The 21,920-nt window shown below is 72.7% G+C and carries 19 protein-coding genes; 9 read left to right on the forward strand and 10 right to left on the reverse strand.

Annotated elements, in window-relative coordinates:
• Positions 1-10: 10 nt before the first annotated feature.
• Positions 11-781 (reverse strand): alpha/beta fold hydrolase, encoded by a 771-nt coding sequence (locus ACQEU1_RS01950; protein WP_433195525.1) that lies wholly within the window; start codon positions 779-781, stop codon positions 11-13.
• Positions 782-842: 61 nt separating this feature from the next.
• On the opposite strand from ACQEU1_RS01950, the gene ACQEU1_RS01955 reads away from it, so the two are divergent.
• A complete protein-coding gene (locus ACQEU1_RS01955) occupies positions 843-1,517 on the forward strand; it encodes a GntR family transcriptional regulator (protein ID WP_433195527.1) in 675 nt (224 codons plus the stop codon).
• Positions 1,518-1,535: 18 nt separating this feature from the next.
• Here ACQEU1_RS01955 and ACQEU1_RS01960 read toward each other — a convergent pair whose 3' ends face one another.
• The gene (locus ACQEU1_RS01960; protein WP_433195529.1) at positions 1,536-2,426 is read right to left on the reverse strand and encodes an endonuclease/exonuclease/phosphatase family protein; all 891 of its coding nucleotides are present in this window, start codon (positions 2,424-2,426) and stop codon (positions 1,536-1,538) included.
• 136 nt (positions 2,427-2,562) lie between these two features.
• Positions 2,563-3,465, reverse strand: coding sequence for a DUF1963 domain-containing protein (locus ACQEU1_RS01965; protein ID WP_433195531.1), 903 nt, complete (start codon positions 3,463-3,465; stop codon positions 2,563-2,565).
• A gap of 72 nt (positions 3,466-3,537) precedes the next feature.
• Between ACQEU1_RS01965 and ACQEU1_RS01970 the strand changes: the two genes are divergently transcribed.
• The 4 genes from ACQEU1_RS01970 (at position 3,538) to ACQEU1_RS01985 (ending at position 7,713) form a co-directional block, all read left to right on the forward strand.
• Entirely contained in the window at positions 3,538-4,023 is a 486-nt protein-coding gene (locus ACQEU1_RS01970) for a DUF6301 family protein (protein ID WP_433195533.1), read from the forward strand.
• Positions 4,020-4,829 (forward strand): TY-Chap domain-containing protein, encoded by an 810-nt coding sequence (locus ACQEU1_RS01975; protein ID WP_433195535.1) that lies wholly within the window; start codon positions 4,020-4,022, stop codon positions 4,827-4,829. Before ACQEU1_RS01970 ends, ACQEU1_RS01975 begins: the two co-directional genes overlap by 4 nt.
• 63 nt (positions 4,830-4,892) lie before the next feature.
• A complete protein-coding gene (locus tag ACQEU1_RS01980; RefSeq protein WP_433195537.1) occupies positions 4,893-7,034 on the forward strand; it encodes a DEAD/DEAH box helicase in 2,142 nt (713 codons plus the stop codon).
• Positions 7,035-7,047: 13 nt separating this feature from the next.
• The gene (locus ACQEU1_RS01985; RefSeq protein ID WP_433195539.1) at positions 7,048-7,713 is read left to right on the forward strand and encodes a hypothetical protein; all 666 of its coding nucleotides are present in this window, start codon (positions 7,048-7,050) and stop codon (positions 7,711-7,713) included.
• Here the strand turns inward: ACQEU1_RS01985 and ACQEU1_RS01990 are convergent.
• Positions 7,664-8,320 carry a Type 1 glutamine amidotransferase-like domain-containing protein gene (locus tag ACQEU1_RS01990; protein WP_433195541.1) on the reverse strand — a complete coding sequence of 219 codons (657 nt, stop codon included), beginning with the start codon at positions 8,318-8,320 and terminating at the stop codon, positions 7,664-7,666. The genes ACQEU1_RS01985 and ACQEU1_RS01990 overlap by 50 nt on opposite strands.
• Positions 8,321-8,459: 139 nt before the next feature.
• On the opposite strand from ACQEU1_RS01990, the gene ACQEU1_RS01995 reads away from it, so the two are divergent.
• The gene (locus ACQEU1_RS01995; protein WP_433195543.1) at positions 8,460-10,169 is read left to right on the forward strand and encodes a BTAD domain-containing putative transcriptional regulator; all 1,710 of its coding nucleotides are present in this window, start codon (positions 8,460-8,462) and stop codon (positions 10,167-10,169) included.
• A gap of 55 nt (positions 10,170-10,224) precedes the next feature.
• On the opposite strand, the gene ACQEU1_RS02000 is transcribed toward ACQEU1_RS01995, so the two are convergent.
• Entirely contained in the window at positions 10,225-10,674 is a 450-nt protein-coding gene (locus ACQEU1_RS02000; RefSeq protein WP_433195545.1) for a hypothetical protein, read from the reverse strand.
• A 220-nt stretch (positions 10,675-10,894) separates the two neighbouring features.
• Between ACQEU1_RS02000 and ACQEU1_RS02005 the strand changes: the two genes are divergently transcribed.
• Complete coding sequence (locus tag ACQEU1_RS02005; RefSeq protein ID WP_433195547.1) at positions 10,895-12,928, forward strand: putative bifunctional diguanylate cyclase/phosphodiesterase; 2,034 nt, start codon at positions 10,895-10,897, stop codon at positions 12,926-12,928.
• On the opposite strand, the gene ACQEU1_RS02010 is transcribed toward ACQEU1_RS02005, so the two are convergent.
• Positions 12,925-15,273 (reverse strand): ATP-binding protein, encoded by a 2,349-nt coding sequence (locus tag ACQEU1_RS02010; RefSeq protein ID WP_433195549.1) that lies wholly within the window; start codon positions 15,271-15,273, stop codon positions 12,925-12,927. The two genes, ACQEU1_RS02005 and ACQEU1_RS02010, sit on opposite strands and share 4 nt — an antisense overlap.
• Positions 15,274-15,421: 148 nt before the next feature.
• Between ACQEU1_RS02010 and ACQEU1_RS02015 the strand changes: the two genes are divergently transcribed.
• The gene (locus ACQEU1_RS02015) at positions 15,422-17,341 is read left to right on the forward strand and encodes a S8 family serine peptidase (RefSeq protein WP_433195551.1); all 1,920 of its coding nucleotides are present in this window, start codon (positions 15,422-15,424) and stop codon (positions 17,339-17,341) included.
• Between the two features lie 37 nt (positions 17,342-17,378).
• Here ACQEU1_RS02015 and ACQEU1_RS02020 read toward each other — a convergent pair whose 3' ends face one another.
• The 4 genes from ACQEU1_RS02020 to ACQEU1_RS02035 form a co-directional block, all read right to left on the reverse strand.
• Entirely contained in the window at positions 17,379-18,620 is a 1,242-nt protein-coding gene (locus ACQEU1_RS02020) for an RNA polymerase sigma factor (protein WP_433195553.1), read from the reverse strand.
• Positions 18,617-19,009, reverse strand: a complete 393-nt coding sequence (locus tag ACQEU1_RS02025) for a YciI family protein (protein WP_433195555.1) — start codon at positions 19,007-19,009, stop codon at positions 18,617-18,619. Before ACQEU1_RS02025 ends, ACQEU1_RS02020 begins: the two co-directional genes overlap by 4 nt.
• Before the next feature lie 111 nt (positions 19,010-19,120).
• Positions 19,121-19,753 carry an NAD(P)-dependent oxidoreductase gene (locus ACQEU1_RS02030; RefSeq protein ID WP_433195557.1) on the reverse strand — a complete coding sequence of 211 codons (633 nt, stop codon included), beginning with the start codon at positions 19,751-19,753 and terminating at the stop codon, positions 19,121-19,123.
• 14 nt (positions 19,754-19,767) lie between these two features.
• Positions 19,768-21,171, reverse strand: coding sequence for an MFS transporter (locus ACQEU1_RS02035; protein ID WP_433195559.1), 1,404 nt, complete (start codon positions 21,169-21,171; stop codon positions 19,768-19,770).
• 61 nt (positions 21,172-21,232) lie between these two features.
• On the opposite strand from ACQEU1_RS02035, the gene ACQEU1_RS02040 reads away from it, so the two are divergent.
• Entirely contained in the window at positions 21,233-21,910 is a 678-nt protein-coding gene (locus tag ACQEU1_RS02040; RefSeq protein ID WP_433195561.1) for a TetR/AcrR family transcriptional regulator, read from the forward strand.
• Positions 21,911-21,920: the final 10 nt, after the last annotated feature.

Consider the following 21,920-nt stretch of genomic DNA (forward strand, 5'->3'; position numbering starts at 1 on the left):
CTCAGCGATCTTAGGTCGCGACCTTCCCGGCCATCTCGCGCACGGTGTCCAGCACCTCGTCCGGGTGGTCCAGGTGGACGCTGTGCGTGGCTCCCGGCCACGTCCTGACCTCGCCGCCGAACGCCGCCGCCAGCCGTTCGTGCGCCTGCCTGACCACGTGGTCCGGCTTGCGCTCTGCCGTGACCACGACGGCCGGCAGCCTGGGGAGATCCGACTCCCGGAAGTTCTGGGACAACGCGCTGAGACCGCGCACCGCGCGTGCCAGCTGGGGGATGTCGAGGCGCGCCGTGCGTTCGGCCGCCGCGGCGCAGTCGGGACGCAGACCGCGGGCGGTGCGCAGCGCGGTCTTCCGGAACGCCGCCGCCACCAGGCCGCGGAGGCCGGGCACGGCGGCCATCCTGCCCAGCACGACCGTCATGCGTTCGATGGTCGCGCACGTGCGGGGGTCGTTGATCGGCGTCGGGTCGAGCAGCACCAGCCCCGCCACCTGCTCGGGATGGTCCCGGGCGAGCAGTGCCCCCACCGCCCCGCCGAGACTCTGCCCGACCACGACCACCGGCCCGCGCCCCAGCCGGTCGACGAGGTCGCTGATCGCCCTTGCCGCACCGGCCAGCTCGCCGTCCACAGTGGACGCTCCGGTGCCCGGCCGGTCGTGCTCGATCACCTGCGCGTCGGCCAGTCCTTCGCGCAGGCCGGGGAAGAACCCGTCGGCGGACTCGGCGCCACCGGGCAGGAGCAGCACCGGCGGCCCGGACTCGCCGAACACCCGAACGTCGATCATGGCGGCCCCTCGCTGGTCGATTGTGTCACAACTCCTCCTAGATTGTGACACAATCTGCGACGTGGACACCGTGATCGCCGCTCCCGAACGCATCGCCGCGGCCCTGCGCGGCGAACTCCTGGACGGCGCGCACCCGGTGGGCACCCGCTTCCGCGAGGAAGAGCTGGTCGCCCGGTTCGGCGTCGGCCGCCACACGGTCCGCTCGGCGCTGCGCCTGCTGGTCGAACGCGGCCTGCTCGCGCACGAACGTCACCGCGGCGCCGTCGTCGCGCCGCTGTCCCGGGCCCGCATCGACGAGATCTTCGACTACCGCAAGGTGCTCGAACTGGGCGCGCTCCGCATGGCCCTGGCCTCGGGCGCGGACCTGGGCCCGGTGCTCGCCGAGGTAGTGCACCTGGAACGGCTCGCCACCCGCACGCCGGCCCCGACCTGGCGCGAACTGACCCGCGTGCACAGCGCGTTCCACCGCGCGATCGTCGCGGCGGCCGGCAACCGGCACCTGCTCGACAGCTACCGCCGCTGCGAGGACGAGGTGCGCCTGCTGCTCACCTTCGTCCGCCCCGACTTCGACGCCCGGAGCCTGGCCGCCGTTCACCGCGACCTGGCCGGCAAGCTCCAGCAGGGCGGCGACACGGCGACGGACGCGCTGACCCACGACATCGACCACGCGGGCCGGGCCGCTCTCCTCGCCGCGTTGCACCGCGCCGAGGAGAGCACCCGCCTGCTGGGTCGCTGAGGCTGGTCCCGTACCTGCTCAGCCGATGGTGATGGTGGAGACGAACCCGTAGTGGTCGCTGATCCAGTTCGGGTCGGACCAGCTGCCGATCATCGCGCCGGACCGGGTCCGGACCGCCGCGGCCGCCGTGCTCCCGCTCTTCGTGAGGATGTAGTCGATCCGGTCCTGCGGGTCGCCGCTGTTGGACGGCTTGGCCGACCAGCTGTCGCCGGGCGTCGCCGCCGGGTTCGGGTTGGCCACGCGGAAGGTGTCCTGCCAGCCGGCGGCGTAGAACGTGCGCAGCGTCTGCCAGTCGTAGACGGTGTCGCAGTTGCGCGCCCTCGCCGAGGCGACCCAGTCGAGGCCGGACGGGCTGTTGAAGTCGCCCATCAGGATCTGCGCCTTCGGGGTCTGCGCCCAGTTCCTGATCGCGACGGCCTGGTCGACCTGCGACCGCATGCGTGCCGTCACGGTGGCGGCCGAGGCGCCGTCGTTGCAGAACAGGTACGGGCCGTACGGGTCGTAGCTGAGGTGGGTGGAGTAGTACCAGACGCCGCCGATCTGCGCGCCGACGATGGGTGCGCCGGAGGCGGTGAGGCGGTCGGTCGAGGTCTGGGTGGACGCGGAGATCACCGCGACGTCGCCGTACGTGACGTGGCTCCAGCCGAGCTTCGCGGCCACGGCGGCGGTGAACGCCGAGGACGTCTCCTGGAGCGCCACGACCTGGGAGTTGTGCGCGCGGATGGTCGCCGCGACCGCGCCCGCCGAGTCGGGGGCCGGGTCGCCCGTGCCGCGCAGGTAGACGTTGAGCGTCATCAGGTTCACCGTGGTCGCGGCGGTGGCCGCGGGTGCCGCCGCCGTGCCGAGGGCGAGGGCGGTCGCCGCGAGGGCGGCCACGATCGACTTGCGCAGGGTGCGATGCGAGTTCATGAAGTCGTCTCACTCGTCCTTCGTGGGGACTGGACGTCCAGTTCGAGCAGGGTTGCTCCGCCTGCACCGTAGAGGCTCTTGATCATCGGGACGGCGAACGGCGAATTAACAACGTTCTTCGGGCCGCGGCGACGGGTCACTCGGTGAACATCGTGAACGAGCGCATCCGGTCGAACTGCTTCGCCTCCAGGTCGTCGGAGCTGATCAGGAAGCAGCCGTAGTGGTAGTCGCTCCCGGTGTAGAACTGCGCGAGCGGCAGCCATTCGCGCGTCAGCCGGTACTCCTCGACGTCACCCGGACCGAACCGCCCGGGGTCGGCGAGCCCGCCGTCGTGCGTGCTGGTGATGCCGGCCAGCGTCATCCGGGTCCACGGCGGGTCCTGGCCGCCGATCCGCGAGCAGTACCCGCCGAGGCGCAGCCAGGCGCTCCGGTCCGGCTCTGGCCAGAGCTCGTCGGCCACCTCGCAGAGCTCGCCGGTGTGCTCCAGCTCGGCGGCCAGCTCCTCCAGCACCGCCGAGTCGAAGTCGAAGTCCTCGTCGCCGACCCACCTCGGCAGCACGGGCTCGACCGACGCCGAGAGCGGGCGTTCGGCGAGGAGGAACGGGATGTCCTCGTGGAAGAACGTCCTGCTGTCGTGGCTCGCCGGTGGGGAAGCCGGTGCGGTCTCGGTGCCCGCCGGAACGTGGACGACCCTGGCGTACTCCGGTTCGTCCGCGGTGAGGGGTGCCAGGAGGTCGTGCTCGTGGTGCAGGAAGAACAGCAGCGAGCCGGCCTCCGGGAGGGCGAGTCCTTCCGCCTGGGGCAGCGCCGTGCAGTCGACGGAGGCCAGGAAGGGCAACGGGGAACCGTCCTCGCTGCTCGGCCACCGCGCGCCCACCGGTAACCGCGGCAGCCCTCCGAACTGGCCGACGACGTCCTCTCCGTCGAGGGCGATCCGCGCCCAGACCGCGAACCGGAGCTGGTCGGCGAACCTGGCGATGTCGTCGGCCGGGAGGCCCCGATCCGTTGCGGCGCGGCGGAACTGCTCGAAACGATCCATGGCGCCGCATGGTCCCAGATCGGTGGAACGGTTCCCCCGCAGGGAGTCCCGTGGACGTGAGAAGATCGAGAGGTGACCTGGAAAGCGATGACGCCCACCGAGGCGTGCGACCTCGTCGACTTCTGGGTCGCCGCGCCGTGGCCGCTCACCCGCGACCAGGTGCTGCGGCTCGCCGTCGACCGTTTCGGGTGGACGATCGAGGTCGACGACGGCGTCCCGTACCTCATGAACGCGGTGTCCGGCTTCACGACCCCGGACGTGTCGGCCATCGGTTCCCGGGGAGACCTGTCCTACCTCGGTCTCCACGTCGCCGACACGATCCGCGAGGTCACCTCCGGGTCGAGGCGGTTCCTCGGGGACGCCTTCGCGTTGATGGTGCGCGAAGGGGAGTCCCGGTGGGGCGTGCCGGTGATGTCCGACAGGGAGGGAGCGTCCTGCGCGGGCTGGAACACGGCGTCCGGCGGGAAGATCTCGTTCAGCCTCGCGCCGAAGAGCCTGCGCGCGAGGGTCGACACCCCGCAGGGCGTCGCGCTCGATCGAAGGGCGGGGCGCAGGTGAACCGCCTGCCGTCACCAGGACGTTTCGTCCGGTACCTCGACGTCGCCTACCGGTTGCAGCACATGCCCGGCAGGTGGTGGATCACGGCGGACCACGCGGTCGACGAGTCATTCGTCCAAACAGGACGGCGCACGTTCACCAAGCAGCTGGGACACGACGACGTGCTGGACTGCTACGACCTCGCCCGCCTTGGCACCTACCGCCGCATGGCCGTCGAGGTCGTCGGCAACACCGCTGACGAGTACGTGGTGACCACGAAAGATCCGAGAGCGCAGGCGGAGGGCTTCGAACGGCGCGACCACCGGACGCCGATGGAGAAGCAGATCGCGTTCGAGGACGCGGAACTGGAGTTCACCACCACGCTCACGCCCGTGCTCATGCCGTGGAAGCTGGCGCACGACTGGGGGCGGTTCACCGAACGCCTCGCGGACGCCTTGCGCGACGTGACCGACCGCGTCTTCCTCGTCGTGCACTCGGCCGCCGATCCGAAGCGGTACGTGCAGTTCGCGGCCTCGCCGGACCGGCTCGACGCCGAGGCGCCGGGCACGGACGTCGTGGCGGACGCCAGCGAGTTCCAGCTGCGCAGGTTCGACTGGGCCGCACCGGAGGCCGGGCAACCCAACTGGACGTCGTCGTTGCGCCGTCCGGCGCTCACGGCCGAGTTCGTGCTTTTGGCGCAGTGCAGCGTCGGCGCGTTGCACGAGGCGTACGGGATCACCGGCCCGGACGAGCTCCGGTACCGCGCCTGGCGGGAACCGGCGGGCGCACCGGCCACCGGCGTGGAGTTGCCGGCGCTCGGGCTCTGAAGCGCCGCGATCAGGCCCGCCGGCCGGATGGGTACCCTCGGACCGCCTGAAGGAGGGACACGGGTGGGCGACTCGTCAAAGGTCGGTAGGCACGCTCGCGCGGTGCTCGCCGCCGCGGAGGCGTTCCGCGCCGAGGTGGCAGGGGTGCGCGCGGAACCGGACCGGCTGCTCGCGCGGGCCGCCGCGCAGTACCGGGCGGTGCGGGACGCGCTGGTGGCCGAACGGCTTTCCGCCATGCCGCTGGACCGGCTCCGCGAGGCGAAGGCGAACCTGCGGCTGAGCACGCTGGAGGCCGCCGGGTACCGGACCGTCGCGGACGTGGCTCGGGCGCGACTGGACCAGCTCGACGGCGTGCCGGGCGTCGGCAGGCAGTCGGCCGAGCAGATCGTGGACGTCGTGCGGGCCGTTGTCGACGGTGTCGAGCGGGAGACGACGGTCCGGCTGAACCCGGACCGGGCCGACGGCGCGCAGACCGAGCTGTTGCAGCTGTTGTCCAAGCTGCGCAGGGCGAACCAGCTCGTCGGACCGCTCCACGAGCCGCTCGCCGACGTGCTGGGCAGGGTCGAGGCCGACGTGCGTGCCGCGTCCCGTGCCTGGAGCCGGGTGCGGATGTTCTTCTCGCTGCGCAAGAACCGGCAGGCGGCCCTCGACTCGCTCGACCGGCTCGAGACGCTGCTGGCGAGCCGCGACGTGACGGCGTTGCGCGCGGTGGGCGCCCAGCTGCGCGTGCCGGACCTGGACCGGCGCGCGTTGTGGCGGGACTACGAGCTCGACGCGGCCGCGTACAACACGTTGCTCGCCGACCTCGCCGGCCCGGACGCGACGCCGGATCGCAGCGCCGCCAAGGGTTTCGTGCCGGTCGACATCGAGCAGGAGGTCGACGCGACACCGCTCGACACCAGCCTGCTGAAGGTGTCGTTGCGCGGCTACCAGGTGTTCGGCGCGAAGTTCGCGCTGGCCCGCAAGCGCGTGATCATCGGCGACGAGATGGGGCTGGGCAAGACGATCGAGGCCATCGCCGTGATGGCGGGCCTCGCCGCCGGCGGCCGGCGCGGGTTCCTGGTGGTGTGCCCGGCGAGCGTCGTCGTCAACTGGGTCAACGAGATCGCCCGGCACAGCGACCTCGTGCCGCACCGCCTGCACGGCACGGGCCGCGACGGCGCGGTCAGCGAGTGGCTGGCGCAGGGCGGCGTCGGCGTGACGACCTTCGGCACGCTGCCGAAACTGGTGCTGCCGAAGAACTTCCGCCCGACGCTGGTCGTGGTCGACGAGGCGCACTACGTGAAGAACCCGGACACGCAACGCTCGCAGGCCGTCAACGCGGTCGTGCAACGCGCCGAACGGGCCGTGCTGCTCACCGGCACGCCGATGGAGAACCGCGTCGAGGAGTTCCGCAACCTGGTCGCCTACCTCCAGCCGAGCGTCGCGGCCCGCACCGGCGACACCGGAACCGTGGTGGGGGCGAAGGCCTTCCGCCGCGTCGTCGCGCCGGTCTACCTGCGGCGCAACCAGGAGGACGTGCTGGGGGAGCTGCCGGAGCTGCTCGAGGTCGAGGACTGGGTCGAGTTCGGCAAGCAGGACCGCGGCGCCTACCTCGACGCGGTGCGCGACGGCAACCTGATGGCGATGCGCCGCGCCGCCTTCACACCCCGCACCCCACGCGGTTCGGCGAAGCTGGAACGGCTGCTGGAGATCGTCGAGGAGTCCCGCGACAACGGCTGGAAGGTCGTGGTGTTCTCGTACTTCCACGACGTGCTGGACGCGGTGGCGGACCACGTCGAGGCGTTCGGCCCGCTGACCGGCGCGACCTCGGCGGAGGGCCGCCAGCAGCTGGTGGACGCCTTCACCGCGCGGGAGGGACACGCGGTGCTGCTGGCCCAGATCGAGGCGGGCGGCGTGGGCCTGAACATCCAGGCCGCGTCCGTGGTGATCATCGCGGAGCCGCAGTGGAAGCCGAGCACCGAGGACCAGGCGATCGCCCGGTGCCACCGGATGGGCCAGGTCCGCAAGGTCCACGTGCACCGGTTGCTGGTCAAGGACAGCGTGGACGCGCGGGTGCGGGAGATCCGCGACCACAAGACGTTGCTGTTCGACCACTACGCGCGGGAAAGCGACACGAAGCACTCGCACGCGAGCGCGCTGGACTCGGCGGTGTCGGTGGAGCAGCGTGTGGTGCAGGCCGAACAGCAGCGCCTTGGCCTCTAGGTCTGGCCACGGCATGCTGGCGCGTGCCCTCGCCGGCACCGCAACCGCGGTGGCGTTGTGGGTGTGGGGTGCGAGGTTGTTCGTGCCTCCCGAGTCCACCTGGCTCAACGGCCGTGCGGTGACGGCCTCCGCCTGGGAGGCGGCGGCGTGGAGCCTGTGCGTCGTCGTGGCCGCCGCGCTCGTGCCCCTGGTCGTCCGGCCGGCCCGCCGCCCGCGGCCGGTCTCCGACTGGGGCGTGCCGGTCGGAGCGGGCCTGGTGACCGGCGCGGCGGGGTGCTGGGACCTGGCCGACGTCTACGACGGACTCCGGCCGATGGGGATCGCCGAGCACGTGGCACGGTCCGGTGACGCCTCGTGGGGCTGGTTCGCCGGCGAGCCGGTCCGGTCGCTGGTAGCCGGGGCGGTGGCGGTGGTCGTGGTGGTGTTCTGGGCGTGGTGGCGGCGGTGGTGGGAGCTCGTCGCGATCGCGGCGGTGGCAGCCGTGGCGTTGTCTGTGGCCGCGGCGGTCCTGGGCGACACGGGCGGTGGTGCGGTGCTGACGTCCTCGCCGTACGACGCCGCCGGGTTCTTCTGGCACCAGGTGGCGATCACGGTGGTCGCCGGCGTCGCGCTGACCGCCGGCACCCTGGTCAGTACTTGGTCCACTCGCCTTCGGAGACCACCTCGACCGTCCCGTTGACGACGGTGATCGCCGTCTGCTCGTCGATGGCGTAGGCGGGCCCGCCGATGTCCGCGGCCCACCGGTCGGCGTCGGCCGCGGTGTTCGTGGGGAACGCGCCCAGGTGCGGGAAGATCGAGAAGTCGACGACCCCCAGCGCGCGGTCGTCGGGTGCGGCGGGCCACTCGACGAAGTACGAACCGATCCGCGGCGTCAGCACCATGCTGCCGGCGCTCACGCCCACCCAGACCAGGTCGGGCAGTGACGGCAGCAGGTCGGCCAGCCCTGACTCGCGCAGCCAGTGGCACAGGTAGGTCGCGTCGCCGCCGTCGACCAGCAGCACGTCGGCCTCCTGGACCCACGGGACCCACCGCCGCGCGCCGATGGACGGCAGTGCGGTGAGCTCCAGGACGCCGAGGGACTGCCAGCCCAGGCCGGAGAAGTGCCGCCAGCGAGGTTCGGCCGCCACGAAGCCGCGCACCGACGCCGGGCCGCACATCGGGTGGCCCCATTGGGCGGTGGGGACGCAGAGGGCGCGGCACTCGGAGATCGGTTTGCCGAGCAGGCGCACGAGGGCCTCGTGGATGCTGCCGTTCGTGACGCCGCCCGAGGTGAGCAGGAGCTTCATGAGGACCTCCGAGTTCGTGACATGTGCTGAAGACCTCGGGGAGCAGTGAAACTCATCGGTCGGCGGGCCGCTGGTCTCGTCGGGCGAACGGCACGGCAACTCGGCCCGCGCCCTCGGGCGGGCGTGCTATCCCAGTGCGATGGGGGAAGTCGAGTTCCGGTTGCTCGGGGCTGTGGAGGCGTGGAGCGGGGACCGCGCCGTCCAGCTCGGGCACGGCCGAAGACGGTGTGTGCTGGCGGCGTTGCTGGTCGACGCCAACCAGGTGGTGTCGGCGGACCAGTTGCTGGACCGGGCGTGGGGGCACGGGGTGCCGCGGCAGGGGCGGAACACCCTGTACACGTACCTCTCGCGGCTGCGGCAGGCGTTTCGCGGCCTGGACGTGACGATCGCGCGCAGGTCCGGCGGGTACGTGCTGGACGTGGACCCGGAGGCGGTGGACCTGCACCGGTTTCACCGCTTGCTGGCGCAGGGACGGGCGGAGGCCGGGCCGGCGAGCCTGGCCCGGTACGACCGGGCGGTGGCGTTGTGGCGGGGCGAGGCGCTCGCCGGGCTGAGCACGCCGTGGCTCGACAACGTGCGGGAAAGCCTTGCGAAGGAACGGTTCGGCGTCGAGCTGGACCGGGTCGACCTGAGGCTCTCGCTGGGACTGCACGCCGAGCTGGTGACGGAGCTGGCCGCGGCGGTGCGGGAACACCCGCTGGACGAACGGCTGGCGAGGCAGTTCATGCTGGCGCTGTACCGGTCGGGACGGCAGGCGGAGGCGCTCGCGGCCTACTGGGAGCTGCGCGACCGGCTGGCCGAGGCGCTCGGGGTCGACCCGTTGCCGGAGGTGCAACGGCTGCACGGGGAGTTGTTGCGGCAGGCGCCCGAGGTGGCGTCACCGGTCGAGGTCCGGCGACCGGCGCAGGTGCCCGGTGGCGTGCCGCACCTCGTCGGCCGCGCGGAGGCGTTGCGCGAGCTCGGCCGGCCGGTGTCGGTGATCGTGGGCACCTGCGGCGTCGGGAAGTCGGCTCTCGCAACGCGGTGGGCGCATCTGCACAGCGGCGACTTCCCCGACGGGCAGCTGTACGTGAACCTGCGCGGCTACGACGCGGCCGAGCCGATGCCTGCTTCCGCCGCGCTGGAAGGGTTTCTGCGTGCGCTGGGGGTGGAGCGGATTCCGCCAGGGGTGGACGAACGCTCCGCGTTGTACCGCTCGACGCTGGCCGGGCTGAAGATGCTGGTGCTGCTGGACAACGCGCGGTCGGCCGACCAGGTGCGGCCGCTGCTGCCGGGCAGGCACGGCGGCGTCGTGCTGGTGACGAGCCGGGACGACCTGGCCGGATTGGTGGCGCGGGACGGCGCGCACCGGATCACGTTGGGGCGCTTGACCGAACCGGAGTCGCTGGCGCTGCTGCGGCAGGTGCTCGGCGCGGACCGGGTCGACGCGGAGCTCGCGGCGGCGGTCGAGCTGGCCCGGCGGTGTGCGGGGCTGCCGCTCGCGTTGCGGGTGGCGGCGGACCGGGCGGCCAGGCCGGCCGACCTCGTGGCGGCGTCGGCCGACCTCGACGCGCTGGACGTGCCCGGCGACCCGGCGTCGGGGGTGCGGAGCGCGCTCTCGTGGTCCTACCGGGCGTTGCCACCGCCGGCCGCGCGGCTGTTCCGGCGGCTGGGCCGGCATCCGGCACCCGAGCACAGCGCCGGCTCGGCCGCCGCGCTGACCGGGGTGGACCTGCCCGCCGCGCGGCGGTTGCTGGACGTGCTCAGGGCCGCGCACCTGGTCGAGCAGACCGCGCCGGACCGGTTCGTGATGCACGACCTGCTGCGGCTGTACGCCCGGCAGCTCGGCGCAGAACCGCGCCCGATATGACGATGCGACGGTGGCCGGCCCCGAGCGCCTCTCCGGACCGGCCACCGTCACCAGGTCAGCACGGTTCCAGGCTGCCCCGGGTCGCGCCGCTGGGGTTCAGGTCCAGCAGGGAGTCGCTCACCCAGCCCTGCACGCCGGTCGTGGTGTCCCGCAGGTACGTCCACGTGGTGTACGTGACGCCGTTCCTGGTCACCGCGTCACCGATGGCGTAGCAGTGGTAGTCGGCGTTGTGGCTGAGCTGGCCCTGCCCGTCGGACGTGCACCCGACGTGCGGTCCCCGGCGGATGTTGACGTTGCTGCCGTCGAAGAGCTGTCCGCTCCGCGAGTCCTTGTTGGAGTGGCCGTGGCCGGTGCACGCCATGATGCCGAAACCGGACTGGTCGGTGTCCGCGGTGCCCGTGGTGATGGGCAGCGGCTTCTCGTCCGCGGCGTTCGCCGTGCCGACCAACGCCAGCGTCGTCGTGGCCGCGAACAGCACGGCGGCGACAGCTGAAAAGATCTTCATGTTCGTCCCCCCTCAGGATCGAAGTTTTCGCTTGCGCCGCACAGCCTGCGCGGGGGACCGTGCCCAAAACCTTGCGCAAAACCTTGAGCGGCCGCAGGTACCCGATCGGCGGTTGCACTGTTACTTCTTTCCTCAGATAGTGCATTTTTCGCAGAGGGAAATGGTGCTGGTGGACGAGTCGGTGAGCCGCGCGACCCGCGATCCTCTGTGGACGGTTCGATTGCTCACCAATGCTTTCGCGGTGCTGGGAGCCGCGGCGCTGGCGGGCAACCTCCTGTTCGCCGGCACCGGTGTGACGCGCTTCCCGCTGGCCGCGTTGATCCTGGTCCTGGCGGGGTCGTGGTGGGTGCGGCCGGGCCAGGACGGCTGGACGGGCGCGGTCGCCGAGGGGGTCGTGACGGCCGGCGCGGCACTGGTCCTGCCGGACGTCCAGCCCGTGCTCGCGTTCCTCTTCGGCGTCACGACCCGGCGCGCGGTGCAGGGCGGACCGCGGCGGTACCCGGTGAAGTCGCTCGTCAGCCTGGCCGGGTACCTGGCGGGCCTGCTCGTGTCGTTGTCCCGGCAGGCGAACGTCGACCCGGACGTGCTGATGGCCGGCGTGATGCCGTTGCTCGGCCTGGTGATCGGCACGTTCGCGCTGCACGAGGCGGTCCGCGCGGTGCGGGCCCAGCAGGCCGCGCGCCGGACCGTGGCGGCGTTCCTCCAGGCGACCCCGGTGGGGCTCGCGCTGCTCGACGAGCACGGCACTCCCCGGCTGCACAACCTGCGCGCCCGCGAGATGTTCGGCTGGACCGGCCCCGCCGAGTCCGAAACGGTGTCCTGCGCGCACGGCGTCCCGATCACCCGCTGCCGCGCCGGCTGCGCGGACGACCCGGTCGAGGTGGACAGCGGCGGCATGGTCCTCGCGCTGCACACCGGTCCGGTGGAGCAGCCTGCCGGGCCGGACCACACCGTGGTGGCGGCCGTGGACGTGAGCGGCCGCCGGCTCTGGGAGGACGCGCTGCGCGACCGGGCCGAACGCGACGAGCTGACCGGCCTGGCCAGCCGCGCGCACTTCCTGCACCTCGTGCGGGAGGCGATGGACCGCCACCCGGCCGTCGGGTTGCTGATCGTGGACCTCGACAGGTTCAAGGACGTCAACGACGCCGACGGGCACGAGGCGGGCGACCACTACCTGAAGGCCGTGGCGGCCAGGATGATCTCCGCCCTGCCGCCGGACACCGTCGCCGGGCGGCTCGGCGGCGACGAGTTCGCCGTGCTCGCACCGGGCTGCGACGTCGAGGACACCGTGGGACTGGCCAAGTCCGTGCTGACCGAGCTGAACTCCGCCCCCGAGCAGTTCGGGGCGAGCATCGGCGCGGCGGTGGCGGACCCAGACGCCGGCACCGCCGACCTGCTGCGGGACGCGGACACCGCGATGTACGTCGCGAAACGCGAGGGCGGCAACCGGATCCGCCTGTTCCACCCGGAGATGGGCGAGCAGGCGCTGGCCCGGCAGCGCGACAGGGCCGACCTGCGCACCGCGATCGAGGACGGCCAGCTCGTCGTGCACTACCAGCCCATCGTCGACCTGGCGACGAACGCGGTCACGAGCGCGGAGGCGCTGGTCCGCTGGCAACGGCCGGGCAGGGGACTGCAGGGACCCGACGCGTTCATCGGCCTCGCCGAGGAGACCGGCCTCATCGTGCCGCTGGGCGAGAAGGTCCTCGGGATGGCGTGCGCCCAGGCCGTCCGCTGGCAGCTCGAAGGCCGTTCGCTCGGGGTGACGGTGAACGTGTCCACCCGCGAGCTCTCGACGCCGGGTTTCCTGGCCAGGCTCGACCGCGTGGTCGCCACGACGGGCCTGGCGCCGGCGAGGCTCACCGTCGAGGTGACCGAGAGCGTGTGGGCCGACGAGACCGCGATGCGGACCCTGGTGGCCGTCCGCGACGCGGGCATCCGGGTGGCGCTGGACGACTTCGGCACCGGCTACTCGTCGCTGAGCTACCTGCAGCGCTACCCGTTCGACGTGGTGAAGATAGACAGCTCGTTCACGCGCGCGCTCGGCCGCAACGGCCGCACCGAGGGCGTGATCCGCTGCATCATCGCCCTCGCCGACGTGCTGGGCGCGCAGACGGTCGCCGAGGGCATCGAGACGCCGGAGCAGGCGGACTGGCTGCGCGACGCCGGGTGCTCGTACGCGCAGGGCTACCTGTTCGGCCGCCCGGCCGCGGCGGAGACCTGGGACGTGCAGGTGTCCGAGCGCCGCCTCTAGGAACGCGTGGCGAGGTCGTCGACGAAGGCGATGAGCGCGGCGTCGTCCAGGGCGGTGACCTGCTCGCTTCCGAACACGGCCAGCGCGTGTTCGCGGGCGGCGCCGACGAACGGCGTGATCTTCTTGCGCCGCAGGCGATCCGCCGCCCCGAGCAGCACCGAAGCCGACGCGGGATCCCTGGCGCACAGGTGGCGGGCGTGCAGGGTCAGGGCCTCCGCCACCGAGTCGCGGTCGCGGGTCGTGTGGCCCAGTGAGATCCGGATCGCGTCCGCCAGCTCCCGCCACGCCGCCCCGTCGCCCAGCGAGTGCCGGACCACGCTGGCGCGCAACCGGACGGTGGCCTCGACGCGGTCGTTCCCGTTGTCCACCACGGTGTCCGCGACCAGGCGGTCGGCGTGCCCCAGGTGCGCCGCGGCGGTGGCGGGGTCGTTCTCCACGAGTGCCAGCGCGGCGGTGACCTCCGCGAACGCCGCCAGCAGGGTGTGGCCTCCCTCGGTGAGCAGCGGCACGGCCTGGGCCGCGTGACCGACGGCCGCGGTGGTGTCGCCGAGGTCCAGGGCCAGGAACGCGAGGTTGAACAGCGTGCGTCCCAGCTCGAACGGCCCGGCGCCGGCTCTTCGCTTCGCCGCCAGCGCCGCCTCCAGCTGGCGGAAGGCGTCCTGCGGGCGGCCGATCTCGGCGGAGACCGACGAGAAGTTGTTCAGCACGCGGCCGAGCGTCGCGTCGTCCCCGGAGCGGCGGGCGGCGGCCAGCGCCCTGCGCAGGTGCGCCATGGCGGCGACGGGCTCACCTCGTTCCACTGCGACCATGCCGAGCAGGCTCAGCCCGGCGGTCCGCGTGCCGTGGTCGTCCTCGGCGGCTACGGCCAAAGCGCGCTCAGCCGAGTCGCCGGCCGCGTCGAGGTCGCCGCGCAACGCCGCCAGCTGTCCCGACCTGATCAGCAACGGCGGGATCCCGCCCGCGCCTGCCTGGCTGAGCAGCTCCGCACCTTCGCCGAGCCGTCCGGTGGCCTCGTAGAACTGGGTCACCGCCATCGCCGCGGCCGCGTCGAGCCGCTCGGGCTCCTCGGCCGCCGCCCAGCGCACCGCGGCCCGGACGTTGGCCGCCTCCGACGGGCCGTAGGCCGTTCCCGCACGCAACCGGTCGAGGTAGTGCGCGGCGATCCGGGCACGGGCGTCGGGGGCGTCGAGCTGCTCGGCTGCCAGTTCGGCGACGGTGTCCGGCAGCGTGTAGCGCGACGTGTCGCCGTCCGGCACGAGCCGCACCAGGTTGATGTCGACCAGCTCGGTCAGGTCCGGCAACGGTTGGCCCAGCAGCGTTTCGAGGTCGTCCAGCCGGACACCGCCGTGGAAGCCGCCCAGGAAACGGAACGTCTCGCGCGCCTCGGAGGACACCAGGTCCAGCGTCGCCTCGACGGCCGCGCGGAGCGACCGGTGCCGTGCGGGCAGGTCGCGCGGCCCGTCGGTGAGGTAGCGCAACCGGTTCTCCAGCCGGACGGCCAGGTCCGCCGGGCTCATCAGCCGCACCCAGCCCGCCGCCAGCTCGATCGCCAACGGCAGGTGGTCGACCTTCTGGCAGATCGTGTGGACCGCGTCGTCGGCGGCCTCCAACCCGGCCCTGCGCAGGAACAACGCGGCCGCCGCCTCGCGGGGCAGACCGGCCAGGGCGAGCACGCGTTCGTCGCGCACCCGCAACGGCCGCTGGCTCGTCACGACGACGGTCAGGCCGGGGCAACGGCGGGGCAGCACGGCGAGGTCCGGCGCGGCGTCCACGAGCTGTTCGAACCGGTCGGCGACCAGCACCACCCGCCGGTCCCGCAGGTGCGCGGCCACCCGGTCCGGTGGCGCGAGCCGGGACGGGCCGCAGCCCAGCGCGTCGGCCACGAGGTCACCGACCAGCGCCACGTCCGTGACGGCGGACAGGTCGAGCGTGCGGACCTCCAGATCGGTGCGCCCGCCCAGCACCGCGGCGAGCTCGGCGGCGAGACGCGACTTGCCCGCCCCCGCAGGGCCGGTGACCGAGACGATCCGGTGCCGGGCCCCGAGCACCAGGTCGAGCAACGACCGCAGCTCGCCGGCCCGCCCGATCAGCCCGTCCGTGCTGACCGGCGCCGGCGCGGCGGGCGGGGCCGAGGGACGGGCCGAGGCGAGGAACGCGGTCAGGTCGTCGCCGGTGAGCTTCAGCGCCGCCGCCATCAGCCGCACCGACTGCGCCCGCGGAACCCGCTTGCCCTGCTCCAGATCCCGCAACGCGCGGTCGCTGATCCCGCTGAGCCGCGCGAGCTCCACCTGGCTCAGCCCGGCGGCCGCCCGATGACGGCGCAGCAGCTCGGCGAACGCGGACATCGGGCGACCGTAGCGGAAGTTCACCGGAAACTCCGGCGGTTTCGCTCGCTTCCGCCCGTTCCGCGCAGCCACCGTTGTCGTCGGACGTCGGGGGACAGGTCCACGAGATTTCGTTGGGAGGACGGAATTGTCGTACTCATCAAGACGCGTGCTGCTGACCGTGGCGGTAGCGGCGGTCGCGTTCGCGGGGCTCGCCACACCCGCGACGGCGGCACAGGGGGAGATCCGCGTCGGCGCGGGGGCGAAGACCATCGCCGGCCGATATGTCGTGGTGCTCAAGGAAAACGCGGACGCGACCGAGATCGTCACCAAGAACGGTGGCGGTGAGGTGCGGGAGACCTGGCGGCACGCGCTCACCGGCTTCGCGCTGGCGGCCGACGAGACCACGGCCAGGCGGATCGCGGCGGACCCGCGGGTCGCCTACGTCGAGCAGGACGCCGAGATCACCGCGGACGCGAGCCAGCCGACGCCCTCGGCGTTGTGGGGCCTCGACCGGCTCGACCAGATCACCGGGCGTTCCGACGGCAGGTACGTCTCCGCCGGTTCCGGTGCCCGCAACGTCCGGGCGTACGTGATCGACACCGGTATCCGCACGACGCACGCGGACTTCGGCGGGCGGGCGACCTGGGGCACGAACACCACCGGGGACAACAACAACACCGACTGCAACGGCCACGGCACGCACGTGGCGGGCACGATCGGCGGCACCACGCACGGCGTCGCGAAGTCGGTGCGGCTCGTGGCGGTCAAGGTCCTCAACTGCCTCGGGTCCGGCAGCACGTCCGGGGTCATCAGCGGCGTCAACTGGGTCACCCAGAACGCCGTGCGCCCGGCCGTGGCGAACATGAGCCTCGGCGGCGGTGCGAGCGCGGCGCTGGACGCGGCGGTGGAGGCGTCGATCGCCTCCGGTGTCACGTACGCGGTGGCGGCGGGCAACTCGAACGCCGACGCCTGCCAGACCTCACCGGCCCGCACGCCGAACGCGATCACGGTCGGCGCCACCGACCGCAACGACGTGCGGCCGACGAACTGGACCAGCGGTGGCAGCAACTTCGGCACCTGCGTGGACGTCTTCGCCCCCGGCGACGACATCACCTCGGCGTCGAACACCAGCGACACCGCCACCAGGTCGCTCAGCGGCACGTCGATGGCCTCACCGCACGCGGCGGGAGTGGCCGCGCTTCACCTGCAGCGCAACGCGAACGCGTCCCCGACCACGGTCTGGTTCGAGATGGCGTTCACGGAGTCCACGAAGGACGTCGTGGTGAACCCGGGAACGGGCTCGCCGAACCTGCTGCTCAACTCCCGCTACACCTTCGGCGGGCCGGACGGCGACTACAACGACGACCAGCGCACGGACACCGCGGTGTGGCGCCCGTCGAACGGAACGTGGTTCGTGCGCAACATCAGCACGACCCAGTGGGGCCAGCAGGGCGACGTCCCGGTGCCGGGTGACTACAACGGCGACGGCGTGTCCGACGTGGCGGTGTGGCGCCCGTCCACGGGCCAGTGGTTCGTGAACGGCCAGTTCACCGTGGCGTGGGGCCAGCAGGGCGACATCCCGGTGCCCGGCGACTACAACGGCGACGAGATCACCGACGTCGCGGTGTGGCGCCCGTCCACCGGAACCTGGTTCGTGCGCAACCAGTTCACCCAGCAGTGGGGTCAGCAGGGCGACGTCCCGGTGCCGTTCGACGGCAACGGTGACGGCGCGGTGCAGGCCGCCGTGTGGCGTCCGTCCACCGGAACCTGGCACTACATCGGCGCGTTCGGCATCGTCGTGTCCGTCCAATGGGGACAGAACGGCGACGTCCCCGTGGTGGCCGACTACAACGGCGACGGCGGGTTCGACCTGACCGTGTGGCGTCCGTCGACCGGCGAGTGGCACGTCCGCGGCGTCAGCTCGACGGCGTGGGGTCAGCAGGGCGACATCCCGGTGCCTGGCGACTACAACGGTGACGGTGTCGGCGACCTCGCGGTCTGGCGCCCGTCCACCGGGACGTGGCACGTGCGCAACCAGTTCAGCGTCGCGTGGGGCGTGCCGGGGGACGTTCCTCTCGCGTCCTGACGCCGGCAGGGCCGCCTTCCTCGTGGAGGCGGCCCTGTCAGCTCGGGTCCAGACGGCGGATCCGGGCGTTGAGGTAGCGCTGTTCGGGCTGGCTCGCGGTCAGCCTGGCCGCGTGGCGGTAGCTGTCGAGCGCGCCGGGCAGGTCGCCCGCCATCTCCAGCAGGTGCGCCCGGACGGCGTGCGTGCGGTGGTGCCGCCGCATCGCGGGATCGTCGAGCAACGGGCCGACGAGCGCCAGGCCGTCCTCGGGACCCAACGCCATCCCGAGCGCGACCGCCTGGTTGAGCGTCACGACGGGGCTCGGCGCCACGCGGGCGAGCATCGCGTAGAGCAGGGTGATCTGCTTCCAGTCGGTGCCGGCCCAGCTCTCGGCCTCCGCGTGCACGGCGGCGATCGCGGCCTGCAGCTGGAACCTGCCGACGTGCCCGCGCGGCAGCACCCGTTCCAGGATCCGCACGCCCTCCGCGATCAGCTCGCCGTTCCACCGCGAGCGGTCCTGCTCGGCCAGCGGCACCAGGTCGCCGTCCTCGGTCCTGGCCGTCGCGCGGGCGTGGGTCAGCAGCATCAACGCCAGCGCGCCGGCCACCTCGTCGTGGTCGGGCACGACCGCGTGCAGCTGCCGGGTGAGGCGGATGGCCTCGTCGGCGAGCGGCGCGTCGAGGAGCCCGGCGCCGGTGGACCGGGTGTGCCCCTCGGTGAACATGAGGTGGCAGACGTCGAGCACGGCGGCGATGCGTGCGGGCAGGTCGGCCTGGTCCGGCAGTTCGAACACCGCGCCCGCGGCCCTCAACGTGGACCGCGCCCTGGTGAGGCGTTGGGTCATCGTGCGTTCGGGCACCAGGTAGGCGGCGGCGATCTGCGTGGTGCTCAGCCCGCCGACGGCGTGCAGCGTCAGCGCGACCTGCGAGGAGCGGCTCAGACTCGGGTGGCAGCAGAGCAGCAACAACCGCAGGGTGTCGTCGCCTTCGTCGCGCGGTGTCTGGTCGGCGGCGGGGGAGAGGTGGGCGTCGAGGGGCTGGGCGGCGGTGAGCGCGTTCTCCCGTCCCGCCCGCGCCCCGTCGGCCCGCACCCGGTCGATCAGCCGCCGGGACGCGACCCGGATGAGCCAGCCGCGCGGGTTGTCGGGCACGCCGTCGCGTTCCCACTGCCGGGCCGCCGCCTCCGCCGCCTCCTGCGCGGCGTCCTCGCAGTCGCCCAGGTCGCCGTACCGGTGCAGCAGAGCGGCGAGGACGTGCGCCGACTCGCGCCGCCACACGTCCTCGACCACCCGCGCGCTCACTGGTCGGAACCGCCGGGCCACATCGCGGGACGCAGCTCGACGGTCTCGCCGGGGCCGGAGAACCGCGTGGCGATCTCCTCCGCGCGTTCCTGGCTGTCCACGTCGATGAGGAAGAACCCGGCCAGGTGCTCCTTGGCCTCCGCGTACGGCCCGTCGGTGACCAGCGGCTTGCCGTCGCTCCAGCGGTAGAGCCGCGACGACTCGGGCGCTCCCAGCGCCTCGCCGCCGAGCAGCTCGCCGTTGCTCTGCAGCTCCGTGAGCATCGACTCGAACTCGGCGTTCAGCCGCGCGAGCTGCTCTTTCGGCATGGCCTGGTAGTCGGGCAGGTAGTCGGAGGTCGGGTGGCCCCACGGCTGCGGGTTGGAGTGGATCATGATCACGTACTTCACCGTCGGCTCCTGGGTGTTCGTCGTGGACGCGGCCGGTCAGCCCCATCCTCGCGTGAGACGTCGGAGCCGGGCGCGCCGTGCCTACATCCCGTCCGGGGGAAATTTCCGCGATCAGTGCGCGAGCGTCGGCCGGCGCCGCGACCACCCGTTCTCCGCCGCGGCGTGCACGACGAACCGGGCGAGGTCGTCGCGGTTGATGGCGGTGCCGCCCGCCGGGTTCTCGGCGTCGCCGAGCCGGTAGGTGCCTGTGGCCGGTCCGTCGACGATCCGGGAGGGCCGCACGGCGGTCCAGTTCAGCCCGCTGCGTTCGAGGACGTCCTCCATGGCACGCATGTCGCCGTAGAGCTCGCGCATGAGCGTGCGTGCGACGGCGCGGTACCACAGTGGATGGTGGGGGTCGTCGTGCCGAACTCCGCTGGAGGACAGCACGACGATCCGCTCGACGCCCTCCTCCGTCATCGCGGTCACGAAGTGCCGGGCGCCGGCGGAGTACAGGCCGCCGGACCGGCTGCCGGACGGTCCGATCGCCGAGATCACCGCGTCCTGGCCGCTGACCGCGGCGCGCACCTCGCCGAGGTCGAGCACGTCGCCGCGGACGACCTGCGGGCCTGGCGAGAGGTCGGCCGGGCGGAACGTGGCCGGGTCGCGGACCACGGCCCGCACCTCGTGGCCCGCGCGGAGGGCTTGGCCGACGATGGCGTGACCGGTGGCACCGCCGGCGCCGAAGACGACGAGCTTGCTCATGGCGTTCTCCTGATTCAGTGGTCGAGGTCGGCAGCGGTGCGGGGCAGCAGCGGCACCGCGGCGGGGCAGGCGAGGAGCACGCCACCGACGACCAGCAACGTCGTGGTCATGGCGGAAGTGGTGCCTCCGCTGGTGTTCATCGCGAGGAAGACGCTGGTGACCGTCGCCGAGCCGACGCCGTTGGCGACCTGCTGGACGGCGCTGAGGGAACCGCTGGCGGCACCGGCCTCGTGCGGTTCCACGTCGCCGAGGGCGAAGGTGAAGATCGTGCTGAAGCAGATGCCCGCGCCGAGTCCGATGACGAGCGTCGCGGCGGCGTTGTGCCACCACGTCGTTCCGGAGTGGACCGCGAACAGCAGGAGCCCGGCGCCGGCCAGCGTGGTGAGCAGTCCACTGAGGACGAGCTTGCGGCCGAGCCGCGCCACGAGGGCGGTGCTGATCCCGGAGCCGCCCATGATGCCCGCGGTGAGCGGGATGAGGTTGAGCGACGTCGTGGTCGGCGAGTAGCCGAGGCCGAGCTGGAAGAACAGCGAGATCACGTACATCAGCCCGCTGAACACCGCGAACACCAGCAGCCCCATGACGAGTCCCGAGGTGAACCCGCGGTTGCCCAGCAACGAGCGCGCCAGCAACGGCTGCTCGGCGCGTGCCTGACGGCGGCAGAACACGGCGAAGAGCACGACACCCGCTGCCGTGGCGCCGTACTCGACCGCTCCCCAGCCGTGCTCGGAGCCGGTGATCAGGCCGAACAGGAAGCTGAAGAGCGAGACGGCGAGCAGTCCGCTCGCGACCAGGTCGACGCGCGTGGTGCGGTCGGGCTCGACCTCCGGCAGGAACCGGAAGGCGAGCACCAGCGCGACGCCGCCGACGACGAGGTTGATGAGGAAGACGGGCCGCCAGCCGAGCCCGAAGAGGTCGGCGTCGATGAGGACGCCGCCGAGCAGCGGCCCGCCGACCGCGAACACGCCCAGCATCGGGCCGAACAGCCCGAACGCCTTGCGCAGCGCGTCCTTCGGGAACGTCGAGGTGATGATCGCCATGCCCTGCGGGATGAGCAGGGCGCCGAACGCGCCTTGCGCGACCCGTGCGCCGATCAGCATCCCCGGCCCTGCCGCGAGACCGGCCGCGGCGGAGGCGAGCACGAAGCCGGTGAGCCCGACGAGGAAGGTCCGGCGCTGGCCGAAGCGGTCGCCGAGCCGGCCGCCGAGGACCAGCAGCGATCCCAGGGCGAGCGCGTAGGACGCGCCGAGCCAGGTGATCAGGCCGGGCCCGGCGCCGAGGTCCGCGGCGAGCGAAGGTGCCGCGACGTTCGCGATGGTCGCGTCGATCAGGTCCATGGCGTCCGCGAGCAGCACGACGACGAGCGTCAGCGCCATCGTCCGGGTCGATGCCCGCGAAGTGGAGGTGGAGGTAGTCACGAACGCGATCGTAACGAACATGTTCGTTACGATCGCGTTCGAGGGCTGATAGGCTGATCACATGGCACGACAGACGCCGGTCAGCCGCCGTGAACGCCCCGCGAAACCCGCCCTGAGCAGGGACGGCATCGTGGACGCCGCGATGGCGATCCTCGTGGCCGAAGGCGCGCGGGCGCTGACGATGCGCAGGGTCGCGGCGGCGCTCGACACCGGTCCCGCCTCGCTCTACGTGTACGTCCGCAACGCGACGGAGCTCAGCTCCCTGCTGATCGACCGGCTGATCGCCTCGCTGGACCTGACCTGGACCGAGGCCGAGCCCTGGCGCGACCGCGTGCACCGACTGCTGGCCGACTACTCGGCGATGCTCGCGGCCCACGAGGGCATCGCGCGGTCGGCGTTGTTCGTCTGGCCGGACGGCCCGCACTACCTGGACCTGATCGAGCTGCTGATGCGCCTGCTGACCGAGGCGGGCGTGCGCCCGGAGGCCGCGGCCCGCGCGACGGACCTGCTGCTGCAACACGCCACCGCCGCGGCCGCCGAGTGGGACGGCCGCCGCGAACGAGGTGAGCAGGAGATCGGCGACCTGGTGCGCACCCTCGACGCGGCGGACCCCGACCGGCACCCGACGCTGAAGGCGCTCGGGTCGGCGGTCTTCGTGCGCGGCGGCCACGACGAGCGCAGCGCCTGGATCATCGACGTCCTGCTGGACGGCGTCCTCGCCCCCGCGAACCTGCGGTGAAGGCAGGCCG

It is taken from the genome of Lentzea sp. CA-135723, assembly GCF_050936595.1.
Lineage (GTDB): Bacteria > Actinomycetota > Actinomycetes > Mycobacteriales > Pseudonocardiaceae > Lentzea.